This window comes from Mycobacterium sp. E787 (assembly GCF_001668725.1).
Taxonomy (GTDB): Bacteria; Actinomycetota; Actinomycetes; order Mycobacteriales; family Mycobacteriaceae; genus Mycobacterium.
On record NZ_LZKL01000033.1, the window covers coordinates 151,400 to 168,860 of the forward strand.

Genomic DNA, 17,461 nt, shown 5'->3' on the forward strand with positions numbered 1-17,461 from the left:
CTTGCGGACCTGCAGGTATCGTGGGGCGCGTCATGGTCTACCTGGATCACGCCGCCACCACCCCGATGCACCCCGCCGCCATCGAGGCGATGACGGCCGTGCTCGGCACGGTCGGCAACGCGTCGTCACTGCACACCAGCGGCCGGGCGGCGCGGCGGCGAATCGAGGAGTCCCGCGAGCTCATCGCCGACAAGCTGGGTGCGCGCCCGTCCGAGGTGATCTTCACCGCGGGCGGCACCGAGAGCGACAACCTGGCCGTCAAGGGCATCTACTGGGCCCGGCGCGGCGCCGATCCGCGGCGCCGGCGCATCATCACCAGTGCGGTCGAGCACCACGCCGTCCTGGACTCGGTGAACTGGCTCGTCGAGCACGAGGGCGCGGAGGTGACCTGGCTGCCCACCGCCGCCGACGGCTCGGTGTCGGCGGCCGCGCTGCGCGAGGCGCTGCAGGGCCACGACGACGTCGCGCTGGTATCGGTGATGTGGGCCAACAACGAGGTCGGTACCGTGCTGCCGGTGGGCGAACTCGCCGCGGTGGCGGCCGAATTCGGTGTTCCCATGCACAGCGACGCCGTGCAGGCGGTGGGGCAGCTGCCCGTCGACTTCGCGGCCAGTGGGTTGTCGGCGATGAGCGTCGCCGCGCACAAGTTCGGCGGTCCGCCCGCCGTGGGGGCGTTGCTGCTGCGCCGCGACGTCGCCTGCGTGCCGCTGTCGCACGGCGGCGGCCAGGAACGCGACATCCGTTCCGGCACACCCGATGTCGCCGGTGCCGTCGGCATGGCTGCGGCCGCCCGGATCGCGGTGGACGGGCTGGAACCCAACGCCGCGCGGCTGCGGGCGCTGCGCGATCGCCTGGTCGAGGGGGTGCTGGCCGGCGTCGACGACGTCAGCCTCAACGGCGCCCGCGACCCGTCCCCCGCAAGCGGGAGGTACCCCCAGCGGCTGCCCGGCAACGCGCACTTCACCTTCCGCGGCTGCGAGGGTGACGCGCTGCTGATGCTGCTGGACGCCAACGGCATCGAGTGTTCGACCGGTTCGGCGTGCACCGCCGGTGTGGCGCAGCCCTCGCACGTGCTGACCGCGATGGGCGCCGACCCGGCGAGCGCACGCGGGTCGCTGCGACTTTCCTTGGGGCACAACAGCGTTGACGCCGACATCGACGCGGTGCTGCGGGTGCTGCCCGGCGCAGTGGACCGCGCCCGACGCGCCGCGCTGGCCGCCGCGGGGGCGCCGTAAGTGAAAGTCCTCGCCGCGATGAGTGGCGGCGTCGACTCGTCGGTCGCCGCCGCCCGCATGGTCGACGCCGGGCACGACGTGGTCGGCGTGCACCTGGCGCTCTCGTCGGCGCCGGGCACGTTGCGCACCGGCTCGCGGGGTTGCTGCTCGAAAGAAGACGCCTCCGACGCGCGCCGGGTCGCCGACGTACTCGGAATCCCCTTCTACGTCTGGGATTTCGCGGAGCGGTTCAAGGCGGACGTGATCGACGATTTCGTCGAGTCCTACGCCCGCGGGGAGACGCCGAACCCGTGCGTGCGGTGCAACCAGCGGATCAAGTTTTCGGCGCTGTCGGCGAAAGCCCTTGCGCTGGGCTTCGATACGGTGGCCACGGGCCACTATGCCCGGCTCTCGGGTGGGCGGCTGCGCCGAGCCGTCGACCGGGACAAGGATCAGTCCTACGTGCTGGCCGTGTTGACCGCCGAGCAGTTGCGCCACGCGGCGTTTCCGATCGGGGACACCCCCAAACCGCAGATCCGCGCCGAGGCCGCCCGTCGTGGCCTGGCCGTCGCCCAGAAACCCGACAGCCACGACATCTGCTTCATCCCGTCCGGGAACACCCGCGCCTTTCTGGGCGAGCGGATCGGGGTGCGCCCCGGCGCCGTCGTCGCCGCCGACGGCGCGGTGCTGGCCACCCACGACGGGGTGCACGGTTTCACCATCGGGCAGCGCAAGGGCCTGGGCATCGCCGGGCCGGGACCCGACGGCCGCCCGCGCTACGTGACCTCGATCGACGCCGAGACCGGGACGGTTCGGGTCGGCGAGGCGGCCGACCTCGACGTCCACGCGCTGGTCGGGCGGTCGCCGGTGTTCACGGCCGGCGCCGCGCCGCGCGGCCCCGTCGAGTGCGCGGTGCAGGTGCGGGCACACGGTGAAACGGCCGACGCGGTGGCCGAGCTGGTCGACGACGAGCTCGTCGTCCGGTTGCGGGCGCCGCTGCGCGGTGTCTCGCCCGGCCAGACGCTGGTGCTGTACCGGCGGGACCGCGACGGCGACGAGGTGCTCGGCAGCGCCACCATCGCCGGCACGTCGGTTTCAAGGATTTCTTGAGGATCCGCCAAGGGCCGCGGCCGAACCTTTCCTGGACAGCGAGGAAAGGAACCAGCAGACATGTGCACACCCCAGGTCACCGCGCGCGAGATGCCGGGCGTTCGGACCAACGCCCTGGCCGTCGCGGCGTTCGTGCTCAGCCTGACGGGCATGTACGGCAGCCCGGCCGTCAGCGGCATTCTTGCCGTGTTCGCGTTGCGCCAGGCCAGGCACCGCGACCAGAACGGTTTCGCGCTCGCCCTCGCCGCGGCGGCGGTCTCCGTGGCCTTCACGGCCTTGCACGTCGCGATGTGGATCCACTCCGGTCAGGCGAGTTTCGAGTTGTTCACGCCGACGCACTGGTGAGCTGACCCGATGGTGGCGACCCGCTTCGCCCGGCCGCGCCGCGCTAACCCGGCACGTTGGCGGCGATGTTCGTCATCACGATGTCGGACACCGATTGGGGAAAGCCGCAGAACGTGACCTCGACCATGGCCACCGACAGCACCCGGTAATCGCGCCCGCATCCACCGGGCCCCAGGTGCAGCGAGTTGGCGTTGGCGTTCCAGTCGCCGACCAGCACCTGGCCCGAAGAGCCACCCGCGCAGTTGCCGACGGCGGCCACCAGGGCGCCGAAGGCACGCCGCGCGGCATCGACATCCGGATAGGCCGCTGCGCCCTCGGAGATCAGGGCGCCATCCGGCGGGTCCTGGAAGGTGGTCTTGTGGAACTCCTCGAGGTCGGGGCCGAACGTCGCCGTCTCGGCGTAGAGGAACCGGCATTCGGGCGGCGTGGTGTCGGCGAGGGCGTCGATGTCCACCGGGCGGCTGCCATCCATCGAGGGAATGATCGTCAGGTGCTCGCCGGCGCCGGTGATCGCGCGCATCCGGGGCTGGTCGAGCAGGATGGTGTCGACGTTCACGCCGTGCACCCCCTTGGCGGCCGGGCCGAATCCCGCGATCGCCGTGCCGTCCACCACGCGGGTGCACGCGGCCGTCAGCAGCACCGCTACGCACACCCAGTACAGTGGCCGCGCCGATTTCCCCATGAGCCGCACCCTTCTCGGGTTGAACCTACCTGTCCCGAACACCCCTGGCGACCGGCGCGCGATACGACGTCGAATACGGTTGGCCGGTGAGTGTTTTCGCGACCGCCAGTGGCATCGGGTCCTGGCCGGGCACCGCGGCCCGCCCGGCCGCCGAGGTCGTGGTCGGCGAGTTGGCGGACGCGCTGGCCCACGTCGTCGAGTTGCCCGCCAGGGGAGTGGGCGCCGACCTACTGGGCCGGGCCGGCGCGCTGCTGATCGACGTCGCCATCGACACGGTGCCGCGCGGCTACCGCATCGCCACCCGGCCCGGCGCGGTGACGCGCCGCGCGGTCAGCCTCCTCGACGAGGACATGGACGCGCTGGAGGAGGCCTGGGAGGCGGCGGGCTTGCGCGGCACCGGACGCGTGGTCAAGGTGCAGGCTCCGGGGCCGATCACGCTCGCCGCCGGGCTCGAGCTGGCCAACGGGCACCGGGCCATCACCGACCCCGGCGCCGTGCGCGACCTGGCGGCGTCGCTGGCCGAGGGCGTCGGCGCGCACCGCGCGGCGCTGGCCCGGCGGCTCGACACACCGGTGGTCGTGCAGTTCGACGAGCCGTCGCTGCCGTCGGCGCTGGGCGGGCGACTGACCGGGGTGACGGCGCTGAGCCCGGTCGCCGCGCTCGACGAGGCCGTCGCCGGCGCGCTGCTGGACACCTGCGCCGCGGGCGCGGGCGCCGAGGCGCTGTTGCACAGCTGCGGCCCCGGGCTGCCGTGGGATCTGTTGCGGCGCAGCGCGATCGGCGCCGTCTCGGTGGACGCGAGCACGCTGCGGGCGGCGGATCTGGACGGAGTCGCCGCGTTCGTCGAATCGGGTCGTGCCGTCATGCTCGGCGTCGTCGAGGCCGGCGCGCCGCAGCGTCGGCCCTCGGTCGAAGAGGTGGCCGCGGCCGTGGTTTCGGTGACCGATCGGCTGGGCTTCGGGCGTTCGGCGCTGCGCGATCGCATCGGCGTCACACCGACGTGCGGGCTGGCCTCGGCGACGCCCGAATGGGCCCGCGCGGCGATCGGGCTCGCCCGCAAGGCCGCCGAGGCGTTCGCGGAGGACCCCGACGCCATCTAGTCATGCAACCAGAAGGTTGCATTTTGCGCGCTGCCGTGATGGACTCATACGCAACCAGGAGGTTGCATATGAGCACTGATCGCATCGAGAAGCAAGTCGTGTTGCGCGCGCCGCTGGACCGGGTGTGGCGGGCCATCACCGACGCCGAGGAGTTCGGTCGCTGGTTCGGGGTCCGCTTCGACGGGCCATTCGTGGCCGGCGAGTCCGTCACCGCGACCATCACCCCGACCACCGTCGACGAGCAGGTCGCCAAGCGCCAGGAGCCGCACGCCGGGGTGACGACAACGTGGCAGATCGTCGCCGTCGAACCGCGGCGGCGGTTCGCCTACCGCTGGCGTCCGTGCCCCGGCGACCCGGACCCCCAAGACGGCCAAGACCAGGAGCCCACCACGCTGGTCGAGTTCGTCCTCGCCGAGACGCCCGACGGCGTGCTGCTCACCATCACCGAATCCGGCTTCGACGCCATCCCCGCGGCGCGTCGCTCGACGGCGTTCGAGTCCAACTCCGAGGGCTGGGCCATCCAAACCGACCTGGTGCGCAGGTATCTGGCGGACGCCCGCGTATGAACGCGGTCGGGGCGCCGCTGTACCCCCTCTTCAGTGCGCTCGGGGACCCCAATCGGCTGCGGATCATCGTCCGGCTCTGCGACCTCGGTCCGAGCTCGACTTCGCAAGTCACCGAGGTCATTCCGGTCACCCGGCAGGCGGCCAGCAAGCACCTGCAGCTGCTGGAGAGGGCCGGGCTGGTCGCCAGCAGCCGACGGGGTCGCGAGCGCGTCTGGACCGTGCGGACCGAGCCGCTGGCCCAGGCCAGCGACTACCTCACGCAGTTGTCGCGCCGCTGGGACGCCGCGGTGGACCGGTTGCGGGCTTACGTGGAGGGGCAGTGACGCGCCGGGGCCGTGTCGGCGTCCTCGGATAACCTGCCAGGGTGAGCTCAGCAGAAGCTGATTCGGTGTCGCCGGACGTCCGGAGGCAGTGGCAGGAACTGGCCGACGAGGTCCGGGAGCATCAGTTCCGCTACTACATCAAAGACGCGCCGATCATCTCCGACGCCGAGTTCGACAGGATGTTCAAGGAGCTCGCCGCGCTGGAGGATCGGTATCCGGAGCTTCGGGTGGCCGACTCGCCGACGCAGCTGGTCGGCGGGGCTGGCTTCGCCACCGATTTCACCGAGGCCGAGCACCTCGAGCGGATGCTGAGCCTGGACGACGTGTTCGACCGCGACGAGTTGCTCGCCTGGAGCAATCGAGTCGAAAACGAGATCGGCCGCGACCCCTACTACCTGTGCGAGCTCAAGGTTGACGGGGTGGCGCTGTCGCTGGTGTACCGCGAGGGCCGGTTGGAGCGCGCCGCGACACGCGGCGACGGTCGAGTCGGCGAGGATGTGACGCTGAACGCGCGCACCATCGAAGACGTACCCGAGCGGCTGACGGTCAATGACCACTTCGCGATTCCGACCCTGCTCGAGGTGCGCGGCGAGGTCTTTTTCCTGCTGGCCGATTTCGAGGCGCTCAATGCCAGCCTGGTCGACGAGGGCAAGGCACCGTTCGCCAACCCGCGCAACAGCGCGGCCGGCTCGCTGCGCCAGAAGAATCCGGCCGTCACCGCGCGGCGCAAGCTCCGGATGATCTGCCACGGCATCGGCCGCACCGAAGGATTCGCCCCGAAGACCCTGCACCAGGCCTACACGGCGCTGCACGCCTGGGGGCTCCCGGTGGCAGAGCAGACGACACGGGTGCGCGGGGTGGGCGCCGTGGAGGATCGGATCAGGTTTTGGGGCGAGCACCGCTACGACATCGACCACGAAATCGACGGCGTCGTCGTCAAAGTCGACGAGTTCGGGTTGCAGCGCCGGCTTGGCTCGACATCCCGTGCGCCGCGGTGGGCCGTCGCCTACAAATACCCGCCCCAGGAAGCGCAGACGAAGCTGCTCGACATCCGGGTCAACGTTGGTCGCACCGGACGCGTCACCCCGTTCGCGTTCATGACACCGGTCAAGGTGGCCGGGTCGACGGTGGGGCTGGCCACCCTGCACAACGCCGCGGAGGTCAAGCGCAAGGGCGTCTTGATCGGCGACACGGTGATGATCCGCAAGGCCGGCGACGTGATCCCGGAGGTCCTGGGTCCCGTCGTCGACCTGCGCGACGGCTCTGAGCGTGAATTCGTCATGCCTGCAACGTGTCCCGAATGCGGCACCCCCCTCGCACCCGCGAAAGAGGGTGACGCCGACATCCGCTGCCCCAACGCCCGGTCCTGCCCGGCGCAGTTGCGGGAGCGGGTGTTTCACGTCGCCGGCCGCGGCGCGCTGGACATCGAGGGACTCGGTTACGAGGCCGCCATTGCCTTGCTCAAGGCTGGCGTGATCGCCGACGAGGGGGACCTGTTCACCCTCACCGAGGACGACCTGCTGCGCACCGAATTGTTCCGGACGAAGGCCGGTGAGTTGTCCGCCAACGGCAAGCGACTGCTGGCCAACTTGGATAAAGCCAAGGCGCAGCCGCTGTGGCGGGTGCTGGTGGCGCTGTCGATCCGGCACGTCGGCCCGACGGCCGCCCGCGCGCTGGCCACCGAGTTCGGGAACCTCGAGGCCATCGAGGCGGCGTCCACCGAGCAGCTGGCCGCCGTCGAGGGTGTCGGCCCCACGATCGCCGCCGCGGTCACCGAATGGTTCACCGTCGACTGGCACCGCGCGATCGTCGACAAGTGGCGGGCGGCCGGGGTGCGGATGGCCGACGAACGCGACGCGAGCGTGCCGCGCACGCTGGAGGGCCTGACCATCGTGGTCACCGGTTCGCTGACCGGCTTCTCCCGTGACGACGCCAAGGAGGCGATCGTGTCGCGCGGCGGCAAGGCCGCGGGTTCGGTGTCGAAGAAGACAGACTACGTCGTCGCCGGGGACGCGCCCGGATCCAAATACGACAAGGCGGTGGAACTCGGCGTGCCGATCCTCGACGAGGACGGCTTCCGAAACTTGTTGGCCGAGGGCCCGCCGAAGGGCGCGGAGTGACAGCCGGGGCTCACCGCAGCATCGTTGCGACGATCCCGGCCAGGTAGCCCAGCCGGGCGACCTCGGACGGCCGGAATTCCGGGCGCGGTCGGCCCAGCACCACCGCCGTGTGCGGGTCGCCCAGCGGAGCGGCGACCATCGCGATGTCCATGTCGCGCCATGCCGGCGGCACCCACTCGCCCGTGCTGTCGAGCGTTCCGGCGCGCTCGATCGGCAGCCAGGGGGCGGAATCGGCCTTGGTTTCGGGAGCGCCCGGGCTGCCGGCGAGGCGCTCGAGGTCGCCGGCGGAATCCCGCAACACCGTGCACCAGCTGACCCGCAGCACCCTGGGCGCCTCGTCGGCGAGGACCTGCAGCCGCGCGGCGTTGTCGCCGGCGGCGGCGACATGGTCGAGGAGCTCCAGCTCGCGGTGGGCCTCCAGCAGCCCGGTGTGCGGCCGGACGCTGTCCACCCGGACGTTGGGCAGCGACTCGGCGGCGGTGATCAGCCGGTCCGGCATCGCCCCCGGCGGCAGCTCGATGACCAGGTCGTCGATCGCATAACCCGAGCTGCGCTCCACCACGTCCAGCGACAGGATGTCGGCGCCGACCGAGCCGAGCGCCACCGCGAGCGAGCCCAGGCTGCCCGGGCGGTCGGCCAGCTCGATGCGCAACAGATACGACGGCACGGCCAACACTGTCGCACAGCCATGTATCCACGACATTTCGGCGAACCTGACTGCGCGGCGGTCCCGGGCGCCCGGTAGCAGCGATCGCAAGCGCGGCGAAGCCGGGCGCAGCGGGTCGCGACCATCTGGATAGGCTTTCCAGTCGTGTCTCAGATCTCCCGCGACGACGTGGCGCACCTGGCCCGGCTTGCCAGGCTGGCGCTGACCGATGGCGAGCTGGACAGCTTCGCCGGCCAACTCGACGCAATCCTGACCCACGTCAGCCAGATTCAGGCCGTCGACGTCACCGGCGTCGAGCCGACCGACAATCCCCTGAAGGACGTCAACGTCACGCGTCCCGACGTGACGACACCCTGCCTGACGCAGGCCGAGGCGCTGGCGCAAGCCCCCGAAGCCGTCGACGGCCGCTTCGCCGTGCCGCAGATCCTGGGGGACGCCGAGTGACCGAGATCGTCCACTCCGACGCCGCGGCGCTGGCCGCCCGGATCGCCGCCGGCGAGCTTTCTTCCACCGAGATCACCCGGGCCTGTCTGGACCGGATCGAGGCGACCGACGACCGGTACCACGCGTTTCTGCACGTGGCGCCAGACGAGGCGCTGGCCGCCGCGGCCGCCGTCGACAAGGCGGTGGCCGCCGGCGAGCGGCTGCCGTCGGCGCTGGCCGGGGTCCCACTGGCGCTCAAGGACGTGTTCACCACCGTCGACATGCCCACCACCTGCGGCTCCAAGATCCTCGAGGGCTGGCGTTCCCCCTACGACGCGACGGTCACCGCGCGGCTGCGCGCCGCCGGCATCCCGATCCTGGGCAAGACCAACATGGACGAGTTCGCGATGGGCAGCTCGACCGAGAACTCCGCCTACGGGCCCACCCGCAACCCGTGGAACCTCGACCGGGTGCCCGGCGGCTCCGGCGGCGGCAGTGCGGCGGCGCTGGCCGCGTTCCAGGCACCGCTGGCCATCGGCACCGACACCGGGGGCTCCATCCGCCAGCCGGCCGCGCTGACCGCGACCGTCGGCGTCAAGCCCACCTACGGCACGGTGTCCCGCTACGGGCTGGTCGCGTGCGCGTCGTCGCTGGATCAGGGCGGGCCGTGCGCGCGCACCGTGCTGGACACGGCCCTGCTGCACCAGGTGATCGCCGGGCACGACGCCCGCGACTCGACCTCCGTCGAGGCCGCGGTGCCCGACGTCGTCGGCGCCGCCAGGGCCGGCGCGACCGGTGACCTCAAGGGGGTGCGCATCGGCGTCGTCAAGCAGCTGCGCGGCGAGGGCTACCAGCCGGGGGTGCTCGCGTCGTTCGAGGCCGCCGTCGAGCGGTTGACCGCGCTGGGTGCGGAGGTCGGAGAAGTCGACTGCCCGCATTTCGATCACGCGCTGGCCGCCTACTACCTGATCCTGCCGTCCGAGGTGTCGAGCAACCTGGCCCGCTTCGACGCGATGCGCTACGGGTTGCGGGTCGGCGACGACGGCAGCCACAGCGCCGAGGAGGTCATGGCGCTGACCCGCGCCGCCGGCTTCGGGCCGGAGGTCAAGCGGCGCATCATGATCGGCACCTACGCGCTGTCGGCCGGCTACTACGACGCCTACTACAACCAGGCGCAGAAGGTCCGCACGCTGATCGCCCGCGACCTCGACCGGGCCTACGAATCCGTCGACGTGCTGGTGTCGCCCGCGACCCCGACCACCGCGTTCCCGCTCGGCGAGAAGGTCGACGACCCGCTGGCCATGTACCTGTTCGACCTGTGCACGCTGCCGCTGAACCTGGCCGGCCACTGCGGCATGTCGGTGCCCGCGGGGCTGTCCCCGGACGACGACCTGCCGGTCGGGCTGCAGATCATGGCGCCCGCGCTGGCTGACGACCGCCTGTACCGGGTGGGCGCCGCCTACGAGGCGGCCCGCGGGGCGTTGCCCGCTCCGCCGACCGTCTAGTCGAGAGTTAGGCGCCCCATCGCCGGGCCGGCCAGGCAAGATAACAGGATGCGGATCGGAATTCTCACCGGGGGCGGCGACTGCCCCGGGCTCAACGCCGTCATCCGTGCGGTGGTGCGCACCTGCGACTCGCGGTACGGCTCGTCGGTGGTCGGATTCCAGGACGGGTGGCGCGGGCTGCTGGAGAACCGGCGCATCCAGCTGCAGAACGACGACCGCAACGACCGCCTGCTGGCCAAGGGCGGCACGATGCTGGGCACCGCGCGCGTGCACCCCGACAAGCTGCGCGCCGGGCTGAGCCAGATCAAGCAGACCCTCGACGACAACGGCATCGACGTGCTGATCCCGATCGGTGGCGAGGGCACGCTGACGGCCGCGCATTGGCTGTCGGAAGAAAACGTTCCCGTCATCGGTGTGCCGAAGACCATCGACAACGACATCGATTGCACGGATGTGACTTTCGGCCACGACACCGCGTTGACCGTGGCCACCGACGCCATCGATCGGTTGCACAGCACGGCCGAATCGCATCAGCGGGTGATGCTGGTCGAGGTGATGGGCCGCCATGCCGGCTGGATCGCGCTGAACGCCGGGCTGGCGTCCGGCGCGCACATGACGTTGATCCCGGAGCAGCCCTTCGACGTCGAGGAGGTGTGCCGGCTGGTCAAACGCCGCTTCCAGCGCGGGGATTCGCACTTCATCTGCGTGGTCGCCGAGGGCGCCAAACCGCTTGCCGGCTCAATGGGCTTGCGCGAGGGCGGAATCGACGAGTTCGGCCACGAGCGCTTCACCGGTGTTGCCGCGCAGCTGGGCGCCGAGGTCGAGAAACGGATCAACAAGGAGGTCCGGGTGACCGTGCTTGGCCATGTCCAGCGGGGCGGCACTCCGACGGCCTACGACCGGGTGCTCGCGACCCGGTTCGGCGTCAACGCGGCCGACGCCGCCCACGCGGGGGAGTACGGCCAGATGGTCTCGCTGCGCGGGCAGGACATCGGCCGGGTGCCGCTGGCGGACGCCACCCGCCAGCTCAAGCTGGTGCCCGAAAGCCGCTACGACGACGCCGCGGCCTTTTTCGGCTAACCGGCCACCCGCTTGCGAACATCTGGTGGCCCGGAATTGACGACCGCCTGAATTTGCCGCGGAAGGGAGCAGCTCACGGCTGGTCACGGCCGTTTTCGTGGTTTTCTGCCCGGTCAAAGCGGTTATACCGTTGGTTATGAGCAACCGCGGTTCGAATCGCGGATTCATTCGGCAGCCTGCTGCGCCGGCGGGACGCCCGGTTCCGCCCGACCGTCCGCGGCCGGCGGGCTGGCGGGTCGAGGACGACCCGGCGTCGCCCACGGTGCCGCAGCCCCCGCCCACCAAGCCCGCACCGGCGCGGCGTGTCCCACCGAGGCGTCGTCCCGAGCTCACGGTGGGCGGGACCGCGCTCGACAGCCTCGATGAGCAGCCGATCGAAGACTCCGCACCGTTCAGCTGGCGAGAATTGATCCGCCGGCTCACCGGAATCAACCTGGGGCCGGGCAAGGAGTCGACATACGAACAACAGTTGCGGGATCGAATCCGCACGCCCGTCGCCGCTGCATTTCCCGTCGCCGTCCTCAACCTCAAGGGTGGCGTGGGCAAGACCGTGGTGGTCGAGGCGCTGGGCTCGACCTTCGCCGCGGTGCGCGACGACCGGGTCATCGCGGTGGACATCGACGCCGGCGACCTGGCGGAGCGCCACGGCCGCCGCAACCCGCTGAGCCTGGCCGACCTCCTGCTGAACGGCGGCGCCGCGCAATATTCCGAGGTGCGCGCGCACACCTACAAAAACAGCTTCGGGCTCGAGGTGCTCGGGCTGCCGGACTATACGCACACCGACTGGCGGCTCGACCCCCACGACGTCGTCACCGCGTTTTCGATTCTGCGCAAGCACTATTCGGTGGTGTTGGTGGACTGCGTCAAGGCGGTGAACTCGGCGGTGATGGACACCGTGCTGCCGGAGTCGCGGGCCCTCGTGGTGGTCACCAGCACGTCCATCGATGCCATCCGGAAGACCAGAACCACGCTGGACTTGTTGCGCAACAACGGCTATCAGCGATTGATGAAGTCGACCGTGCTCGCCATCAACCACGTCGAGGCCGGCAAGGTCGGCGTGGTGGCCGCCAAGGAGCTCGAGCAGTTGTCCGCCCGCGTCGCGGCGACCGTCGTGCTGCCGTTCGATCGGCACGTGCATGACGGCAAGGAGATCGGTCTGGATCGTCTGAGCAAGGAAAGCAGGCGCAGCTACCTGGAGATGGCGGCCACGATCGCCGACATGTTCGGCGAGCAGGGTGCGCCGCGAAACCTCCGATTGGGGGCAAGCCGGACGCCGCGCCGGTGCTGAGCGCCGCCCTATCTTCCGTCGCTCCTGTCGGGTGGTGACCCGCGGCGGCCGGCCTCGCCCTCGCTACGATCGACGTCATGAGTGTTGCCGCCGGCGCCGACCTGATGGAGTACGACGAGGTCATCGCGCGCTTTGACCCGGTGCTCGGCCTCGAGGTGCACGTCGAGCTGTCCACCGCGACCAAGATGTTCTGCGGCTGCGCCACCGCGTTCGGCGCCGAGCCCAACACCCAGGTCTGCCCGGTGTGCCTCGGGCTGCCCGGTTCGCTGCCGGTGCTCAACGAGGCCGCGGTCCGGGCGGCGATTCGGATCGGGCTGGCGCTGAATTGCGAGATCGTGCCCTGGTGTCGCTTCGCGCGGAAGAACTACTTCTACCCCGACATGCCGAAGAACTACCAGATTTCGCAGTACGACGAGCCGATCGCGGTCAACGGCTACCTGGACGCGCCCCTGGAGGATGGCAGCACCTGGCGGGTGGAGATCGAGCGGGCGCACATGGAAGAGGACACCGGCAAGCTCACCCACCTGGGCAGCGAGACCGGACGCATCCACGGGGCGACGACGTCGCTGATCGACTACAACCGCGCAGGCGTGCCGCTGATCGAAATCGTCACCAAGCCGATCGTCGGCGCCGGGGCCCGAGCCCCGCAGATCGCCCGGGCTTACGTGACCGCGCTGCGAGATCTATTGCGCGCGTTGGACGTTTCCGATGTCCGGATGGACCAGGGCTCGATGCGGTGTGACGCCAACGTGTCGCTGATGCCGACGGGAACGGCCGAGTTCGGCACCCGGACCGAGACCAAGAACGTCAACTCGCTGAAAAGCGTCGAGGTCGCCGTGCGCTACGAAATGCAGCGCCAGGGCGCGGTCCTGGCATCCGGCGGCCGGATCATCCAGGAAACCAGGCACTTTCACGAATCCGGCTACACCAGCCCGGGCCGCACCAAGGAGACGGCCGAGGACTATCGCTACTTCCCCGAGCCCGACCTGGAGCCCGTCGCGCCCAGCCGCGAGCTCGTCGAGCAATTGCGGCAGACCATCCCCGAGCTTCCCTGGTTGAGCCGCAAGCGAATTCAGCAGGAGTGGGGCGTCTCCGACGAGGTGATGCGGGACCTCGTCAACGCCGGCGCCGTCGATCTGGTCATCGAGACCGTCAAGCACGGCGCGCCGAGCGAACAGGCGCGCGCCTGGTGGGGAAACTTCTTGGTGCAGAAGGCCAATCAGGAGGGCATCGATCTGGACGAGCTGGCCATCACCCCGGCCCAGGTCGCCGCGGTGATCGCACTGGTCGACGAGGGCAAGCTGTCGAACAAGTTGGCCCGCCAGGTGGTCGAGGGCGTGCTCGCCGGGGAGGGCGAACCGGAGCAGGTGATGACGGCGCGCGGCCTGGCGCTGGTGCGCGACGACTCGGTGACCCAGGCCGCCGTCGACGAGGCCCTGGCCGCCAATCCCGATGTCGCCGAAAAGATCCGCGGCGGCAAGGTGGCGGCGGCCGGCGCGATCGTCGGTGCGGTGATGAAGGCGACGCGCGGGCAGGCCGACGCGGCGCGGGTGCGCGAACTCGTCCTGGCGGCCTGCGGTCAGGGCTGACCGCGGGCGCCGGCCGACCCCGCGGAAATAGTGTTTTAAAAATGCGTCGCGCGGACCGATGATGGTGATGTGTTCGACGACGTGATGGCGATGCTGGACGGTCCGGTGTTCATCGTGACCACCCAGGCCGACGGTCAGCCGTCCGGTTGCCTGATCAGTTTCGCCACCCAGACCAGCGTCCAGCCCCCGAGCTTCATGGTCGCGATCCCGCGCAGCAGCGGCGCCTGCGAGGCGGCGCGCTCATCCGAGCACCTGGCGGTGCACGTGCTGGCGCAACACCAGGTTGTCCTGGCCGAGCTGTTCGAGAACGACGCGGACGACCAGGCCGACAAATTCGCTCGCTGCTCGTGGCGCGCCGGCCCCCGCGGGATGCCGATACTCGACGAGGCGATCGCATGGTTCGTCGGGCGCACCGCGTATTGGATCGACATCGGCGATCACGTGGGCTACATCGTGGAACCCGTCGGCGGGTGGGCGCCCGAATCCTACGAGGACGTGCTGTACCTGTCCGATCTCGACGACCTCGAACCCGGCCACGAGGCGCCGGAACGGTTCGTCCTGCACAAGCCGTCGGCCGAGCCGCGCAAATACGGCATCAGGTTCACCCTCGACGGGCCCGTTTAGGTCTTGTCGTCGTTGTTCCGCGGGAAGCCGCCGCCCTGCGGGAACAGCGGGAACACCACGTCGTCGAGTTTCTCGGCGTCCCCGGCGGTCTTGTTGACCGTTGCGCCCCAGACGTTTCCGTCCGGCGACATCCGCAGCGCCCACGCGTGGGCGTGGGTGTCCTTGCGGACGACGTCGGGTTCGCCGGTGACGGCGCCGGTCGACGGCGCGAGCCGCACAGCGACCGTCAGCTTGGTGTTGATCAGGTTCACCAGCACGGTCCCGTCCATCGCCGCGCACCCGGCCACGCCCGGCTTGTCGGGCCATGTCCACACCGTGGAGACCTCCGAGGTCTTGGTGATGCGCTGCAAGCGATCCGCGGTGGGGGTGCGGTCGGCGACGTACAGCGAACCGTCGACGGGGTCGATGCACATCCCGCCGCCGGAGCCGACGCCGGACAGCGCGGTCGTCGGCGGCGCCTGACCGATTGTGGTCGGCTGTTCGATGCGCAGCACCTTCCCGGCCAGGGACTTGGGGTCGGCGGCCATCGCCGGATTGCCGGCGTCGCCGGTCATCACGACGAGCGTCGTGGGGCTGGTGAAGATCAACGCCCCGGTGTTGCCGGTGGCGCCCTTGGGGATCCCGGTCAGGATGTCCTTCGGGATGTCCCCGTCGGCCACCCGGATCACCCGGTTGTCGGTGGGCGTGCTGATGTAGGCGTACATCAGCCGGTCCTGCTGGTAGGTCGGCGAGAGCACGATGTCCATCAGGCCGCCGTCACCGGACGGGTCGACGGGGATGACGGTCTTCACCTTCGGCTCGGCGCTGACCGAGATGTCCTTGACGGCGCCGGTGGTGCGCTCGGCGACCAGCGCGGTTTTGCTGTCCGGCCCCATGATCAGGCCGCTGGTGCTCTCCAGGCAGCCCTGCATGACCCCCGGGGCAGGGCACGCCTTGGGGAACGGCGTCGGCGGGAGCGGGGGCGGCGGGGGAGGCGTCGAGCTCGGCTGCGGCTTGAGTTCGGGGTTGGTGGTGAACGGTTGGGACTGGGCGTCGTTGAACCGCGCGCACCCGCTCGCGACCAGCACCACAGCGGAGAACGCGGCGAGCGCGCCGCGAACCGAGCCCCGTATCCGCATGACCGACAGGCTACGGACTGTGCGGGCGGTGCCGCCACACGCGGGCCCCGTCCGGTTCCGCAAGCTGTGCCGGTGGAGCGCCGATTTTCCCCGTTTCGGCCGCTGGGACGAGCTCGGCGGACCGCCGGAATGGCGATTTGGGGCCAATTGGGGCCGATTTGGCGGACTAACCGGCGAAAGCGCCGCTCAAATCCCCGATTCGGGCCAATTTGCCCTTACCCTGACACGCGTGACCAGTCAATCGAATGACGCACCTTGGCAGCGGCCGGGCGAAACCCCGGAGCCAATCCCCGGGCGCCCCGCCTCCGCGCGCCTGGTCGACCCCGAGGATGACCTGACGCCAGTCGGGTACCCGGGCGATTTCGGAACCACCACGGTCATCCCCTACCAGGACCCCAGCCAGCACGCCGGGCCGGGCGTGAGCGGATATCACCTGCTCGACCAGCAGGAACCCCTGCCCTACGTCCAGCCGCAGTCGATCCAGGCGGCGCCGATCTCGGCCACCGAGCCGGCGCAGATCGATGCGGCACCCGACACCAGGCACCGCGAGGTAGGACGGCGCGGAACCCAGCACCTGGGTTTGCTGGTGTTGCGGGTCGGGCTGGGCGTGGTGCTGGTGGCCCACGGGCTGCAGAAGCTGTTCGGCTGGTGGGGCGGCGGGGGACTGGCCGGTCTGCGGAATTCGTTGTCCGACGTCGGCTACCACCACGCCGACATCCTGGCCTACGTCAGCGCGGGCGGTGAGATCGCGGCGGGGCTGCTGCTGATCCTGGGCCTGTTCACCCCGGTGGCCGCGGCGGGCGCGCTGGCGTTCCTGATCAATGAGCTGCTGGCCACCGTGTCGGGCGGCTCCCGTTCACACGCCTTCTCGTATTTCCTGCCGCAGGGCCACGAATACCAGATCACGCTGATCGTGTTGGCCGCCGCGGTCATCCTGTGCGGGCCGGGCCGCTACGGCCTGGACGCCAACCGGGGTTGGGCGCACCGGCCCTTCATCGGGTCGTTCGTCGCCCTGCTGGCCGGCATCGCCGCCGGGATCGCGGTGTGGGTGCTGCTCAACGGGGTCAACCCGATCGCCTGACATCATAGGGGTTGGGCACCCGCCCCGAGCTGGCCGCGGTCAGCTGCGGCAGTGTCGCGAAGGTGACCGCGGGCAGGCGCAGCTCCGCCCCGCTTTTCAGCCTGGCCCGCGCCCAGGAGCCGCGATGGAAGCGGAGCCCCTCGACCTCGTCCCAGCGCACCGTCCGGCTGCCGAACAGGGTCCGGACGGTCACGCCGTCCGCGTCGGCGACCGTGCGCAGCCGGACTATCAACGCGGACAACACCACCGGGATGATCAGCAGCGGCGCGGTCACCGGCCAGGCCAGCACCGGTATCAGCAGGCCCAGGGTGAAGAATCCGACGGCGAAGTGGGCCATCGGCGACACCTTGATCACCACGGGGGAATCGGTAGCCACCAGAGCATCATTTCACCGCAGGCCCGCGCGGCCGACGGGGCCCGGATTTGACTCCTGAGCTGTGCGAAGGCTACCGTCGGACGCTATGGATACCGCCGGAAAGCCCGGAATGCTCGTAGTACTTAGTCAGCGCGTTGGTGGCTGACTGCTCTTCGGCATTCGCAGCAATCCAGCACCAACGCGCAACCCTCGTTCAGCAGCCGAGCTGACGGGGGTTTTTTCTTGCGCGGCAACGAAACATAACGCGAAG

The 17,461-nt window shown here is 70.3% G+C and carries 18 protein-coding genes; 14 read left to right on the plus strand and 4 right to left on the minus strand.

All coding sequences use genetic code 11. The features are described from left to right. The first annotated feature begins 32 nt into the window (after nt 1–32). From A5705_RS06390 to A5705_RS06400, 3 genes are read left to right on the plus strand one after another with little or no spacing between them, the layout of a single operon-like run. Nucleotides 33–1,235 (plus strand): cysteine desulfurase family protein, encoded by a 1,203-nt coding sequence (locus A5705_RS06390; RefSeq protein WP_067880125.1) that lies wholly within the window; start codon nt 33–35, stop codon nt 1,233–1,235. Continuing rightward, nucleotides 1,236–2,324 (plus strand): tRNA 2-thiouridine(34) synthase MnmA, encoded by a 1,089-nt coding sequence (mnmA, locus tag A5705_RS06395; protein ID WP_067880128.1) that lies wholly within the window; start codon nt 1,236–1,238, stop codon nt 2,322–2,324. It abuts the gene before it with no gap. Between the two features lie 60 nt (nt 2,325–2,384). Further along, on the plus strand, nt 2,385–2,669 hold the full coding sequence (locus A5705_RS06400) for a hypothetical protein (protein ID WP_067880131.1): 285 nt from the start codon (nt 2,385–2,387) through the stop codon (nt 2,667–2,669). A gap of 43 nt (nt 2,670–2,712) precedes the next feature. On the opposite strand, the gene A5705_RS06405 is transcribed toward A5705_RS06400, so the two are convergent. Beyond that, a complete protein-coding gene (locus A5705_RS06405; RefSeq protein ID WP_067880134.1) occupies nt 2,713–3,351 on the minus strand; it encodes a sensor domain-containing protein in 639 nt (212 codons plus the stop codon). An 86-nt stretch (nt 3,352–3,437) separates the two neighbouring features. Between A5705_RS06405 and A5705_RS06410 the strand changes: the two genes are divergently transcribed. From A5705_RS06410 to ligA, 4 genes are all read left to right on the plus strand, one after another. Further along, nucleotides 3,438–4,451, plus strand: coding sequence for a methionine synthase (locus A5705_RS06410; protein WP_067880137.1), 1,014 nt, complete (start codon nt 3,438–3,440; stop codon nt 4,449–4,451). A gap of 68 nt (nt 4,452–4,519) precedes the next feature. Then, on the plus strand, nt 4,520–5,017 hold the full coding sequence (locus A5705_RS06415) for an SRPBCC family protein (RefSeq protein ID WP_067880140.1): 498 nt from the start codon (nt 4,520–4,522) through the stop codon (nt 5,015–5,017). Continuing rightward, a complete protein-coding gene (locus A5705_RS06420) occupies nt 5,014–5,340 on the plus strand; it encodes a helix-turn-helix transcriptional regulator (RefSeq protein WP_067880144.1) in 327 nt (108 codons plus the stop codon). The genes A5705_RS06415 and A5705_RS06420 overlap by 4 nt, the downstream gene beginning before the upstream one ends. Nucleotides 5,341–5,381: 41 nt before the next feature. Next, nucleotides 5,382–7,460: an NAD-dependent DNA ligase LigA gene (gene ligA / locus A5705_RS06425; protein ID WP_067880146.1), complete on the plus strand. Its 2,079-nt coding sequence runs from the start codon at nt 5,382–5,384 to the stop codon at nt 7,458–7,460. A gap of 10 nt (nt 7,461–7,470) precedes the next feature. Here the strand turns inward: ligA and A5705_RS06430 are convergent, their stop codons facing one another. Next, entirely contained in the window at nt 7,471–8,127 is a 657-nt protein-coding gene (locus tag A5705_RS06430) for an amino acid-binding protein (protein ID WP_156738406.1), read from the minus strand. A gap of 144 nt (nt 8,128–8,271) precedes the next feature. On the opposite strand from A5705_RS06430, the gene gatC reads away from it, so the two are divergent. From gatC to A5705_RS06460, 6 genes are all read left to right on the plus strand, one after another. Then, complete coding sequence (gatC, locus tag A5705_RS06435) at nt 8,272–8,571, plus strand: Asp-tRNA(Asn)/Glu-tRNA(Gln) amidotransferase subunit GatC (protein ID WP_067880152.1); 300 nt, start codon at nt 8,272–8,274, stop codon at nt 8,569–8,571. After that, nucleotides 8,568–10,055 (plus strand): Asp-tRNA(Asn)/Glu-tRNA(Gln) amidotransferase subunit GatA, encoded by a 1,488-nt coding sequence (gatA, locus tag A5705_RS06440; protein WP_067880155.1) that lies wholly within the window; start codon nt 8,568–8,570, stop codon nt 10,053–10,055. Before gatC ends, gatA begins: the two co-directional genes overlap by 4 nt. 48 nt (nt 10,056–10,103) lie before the next feature. Beyond that, complete coding sequence (locus A5705_RS06445) at nt 10,104–11,135, plus strand: ATP-dependent 6-phosphofructokinase (RefSeq protein WP_067880158.1); 1,032 nt, start codon at nt 10,104–10,106, stop codon at nt 11,133–11,135. 136 nt (nt 11,136–11,271) lie between these two features. Further along, nucleotides 11,272–12,423, plus strand: coding sequence for a MinD/ParA family protein (locus A5705_RS06450; protein ID WP_082956328.1), 1,152 nt, complete (start codon nt 11,272–11,274; stop codon nt 12,421–12,423). A 77-nt stretch (nt 12,424–12,500) separates the two neighbouring features. Next, the gene (gene gatB / locus A5705_RS06455; RefSeq protein WP_067880163.1) at nt 12,501–14,012 is read left to right on the plus strand and encodes an Asp-tRNA(Asn)/Glu-tRNA(Gln) amidotransferase subunit GatB; all 1,512 of its coding nucleotides are present in this window, start codon (nt 12,501–12,503) and stop codon (nt 14,010–14,012) included. Nucleotides 14,013–14,096: 84 nt separating this feature from the next. Next, a complete protein-coding gene (locus A5705_RS06460; RefSeq protein ID WP_067880573.1) occupies nt 14,097–14,636 on the plus strand; it encodes a flavin reductase family protein in 540 nt (179 codons plus the stop codon). On the opposite strand, the gene A5705_RS06465 is transcribed toward A5705_RS06460, so the two are convergent. Beyond that, nucleotides 14,633–15,754: a sorbosone dehydrogenase family protein gene (locus tag A5705_RS06465; RefSeq protein ID WP_067880166.1), complete on the minus strand. Its 1,122-nt coding sequence runs from the start codon at nt 15,752–15,754 to the stop codon at nt 14,633–14,635. The genes A5705_RS06460 and A5705_RS06465 overlap by 4 nt on opposite strands. A gap of 229 nt (nt 15,755–15,983) precedes the next feature. Between A5705_RS06465 and A5705_RS06470 the strand changes: the two genes are divergently transcribed. Then, entirely contained in the window at nt 15,984–16,835 is an 852-nt protein-coding gene (locus A5705_RS06470) for a DoxX family membrane protein (protein WP_067880169.1), read from the plus strand. Here A5705_RS06470 and A5705_RS06475 read toward each other — a convergent pair. Next, nucleotides 16,819–17,172 (minus strand): PH domain-containing protein, encoded by a 354-nt coding sequence (locus A5705_RS06475; protein ID WP_068276487.1) that lies wholly within the window; start codon nt 17,170–17,172, stop codon nt 16,819–16,821. The two genes, A5705_RS06470 and A5705_RS06475, sit on opposite strands and share 17 nt — an antisense overlap. Between the last annotated feature and the right edge of the window lie 289 nt (nt 17,173–17,461).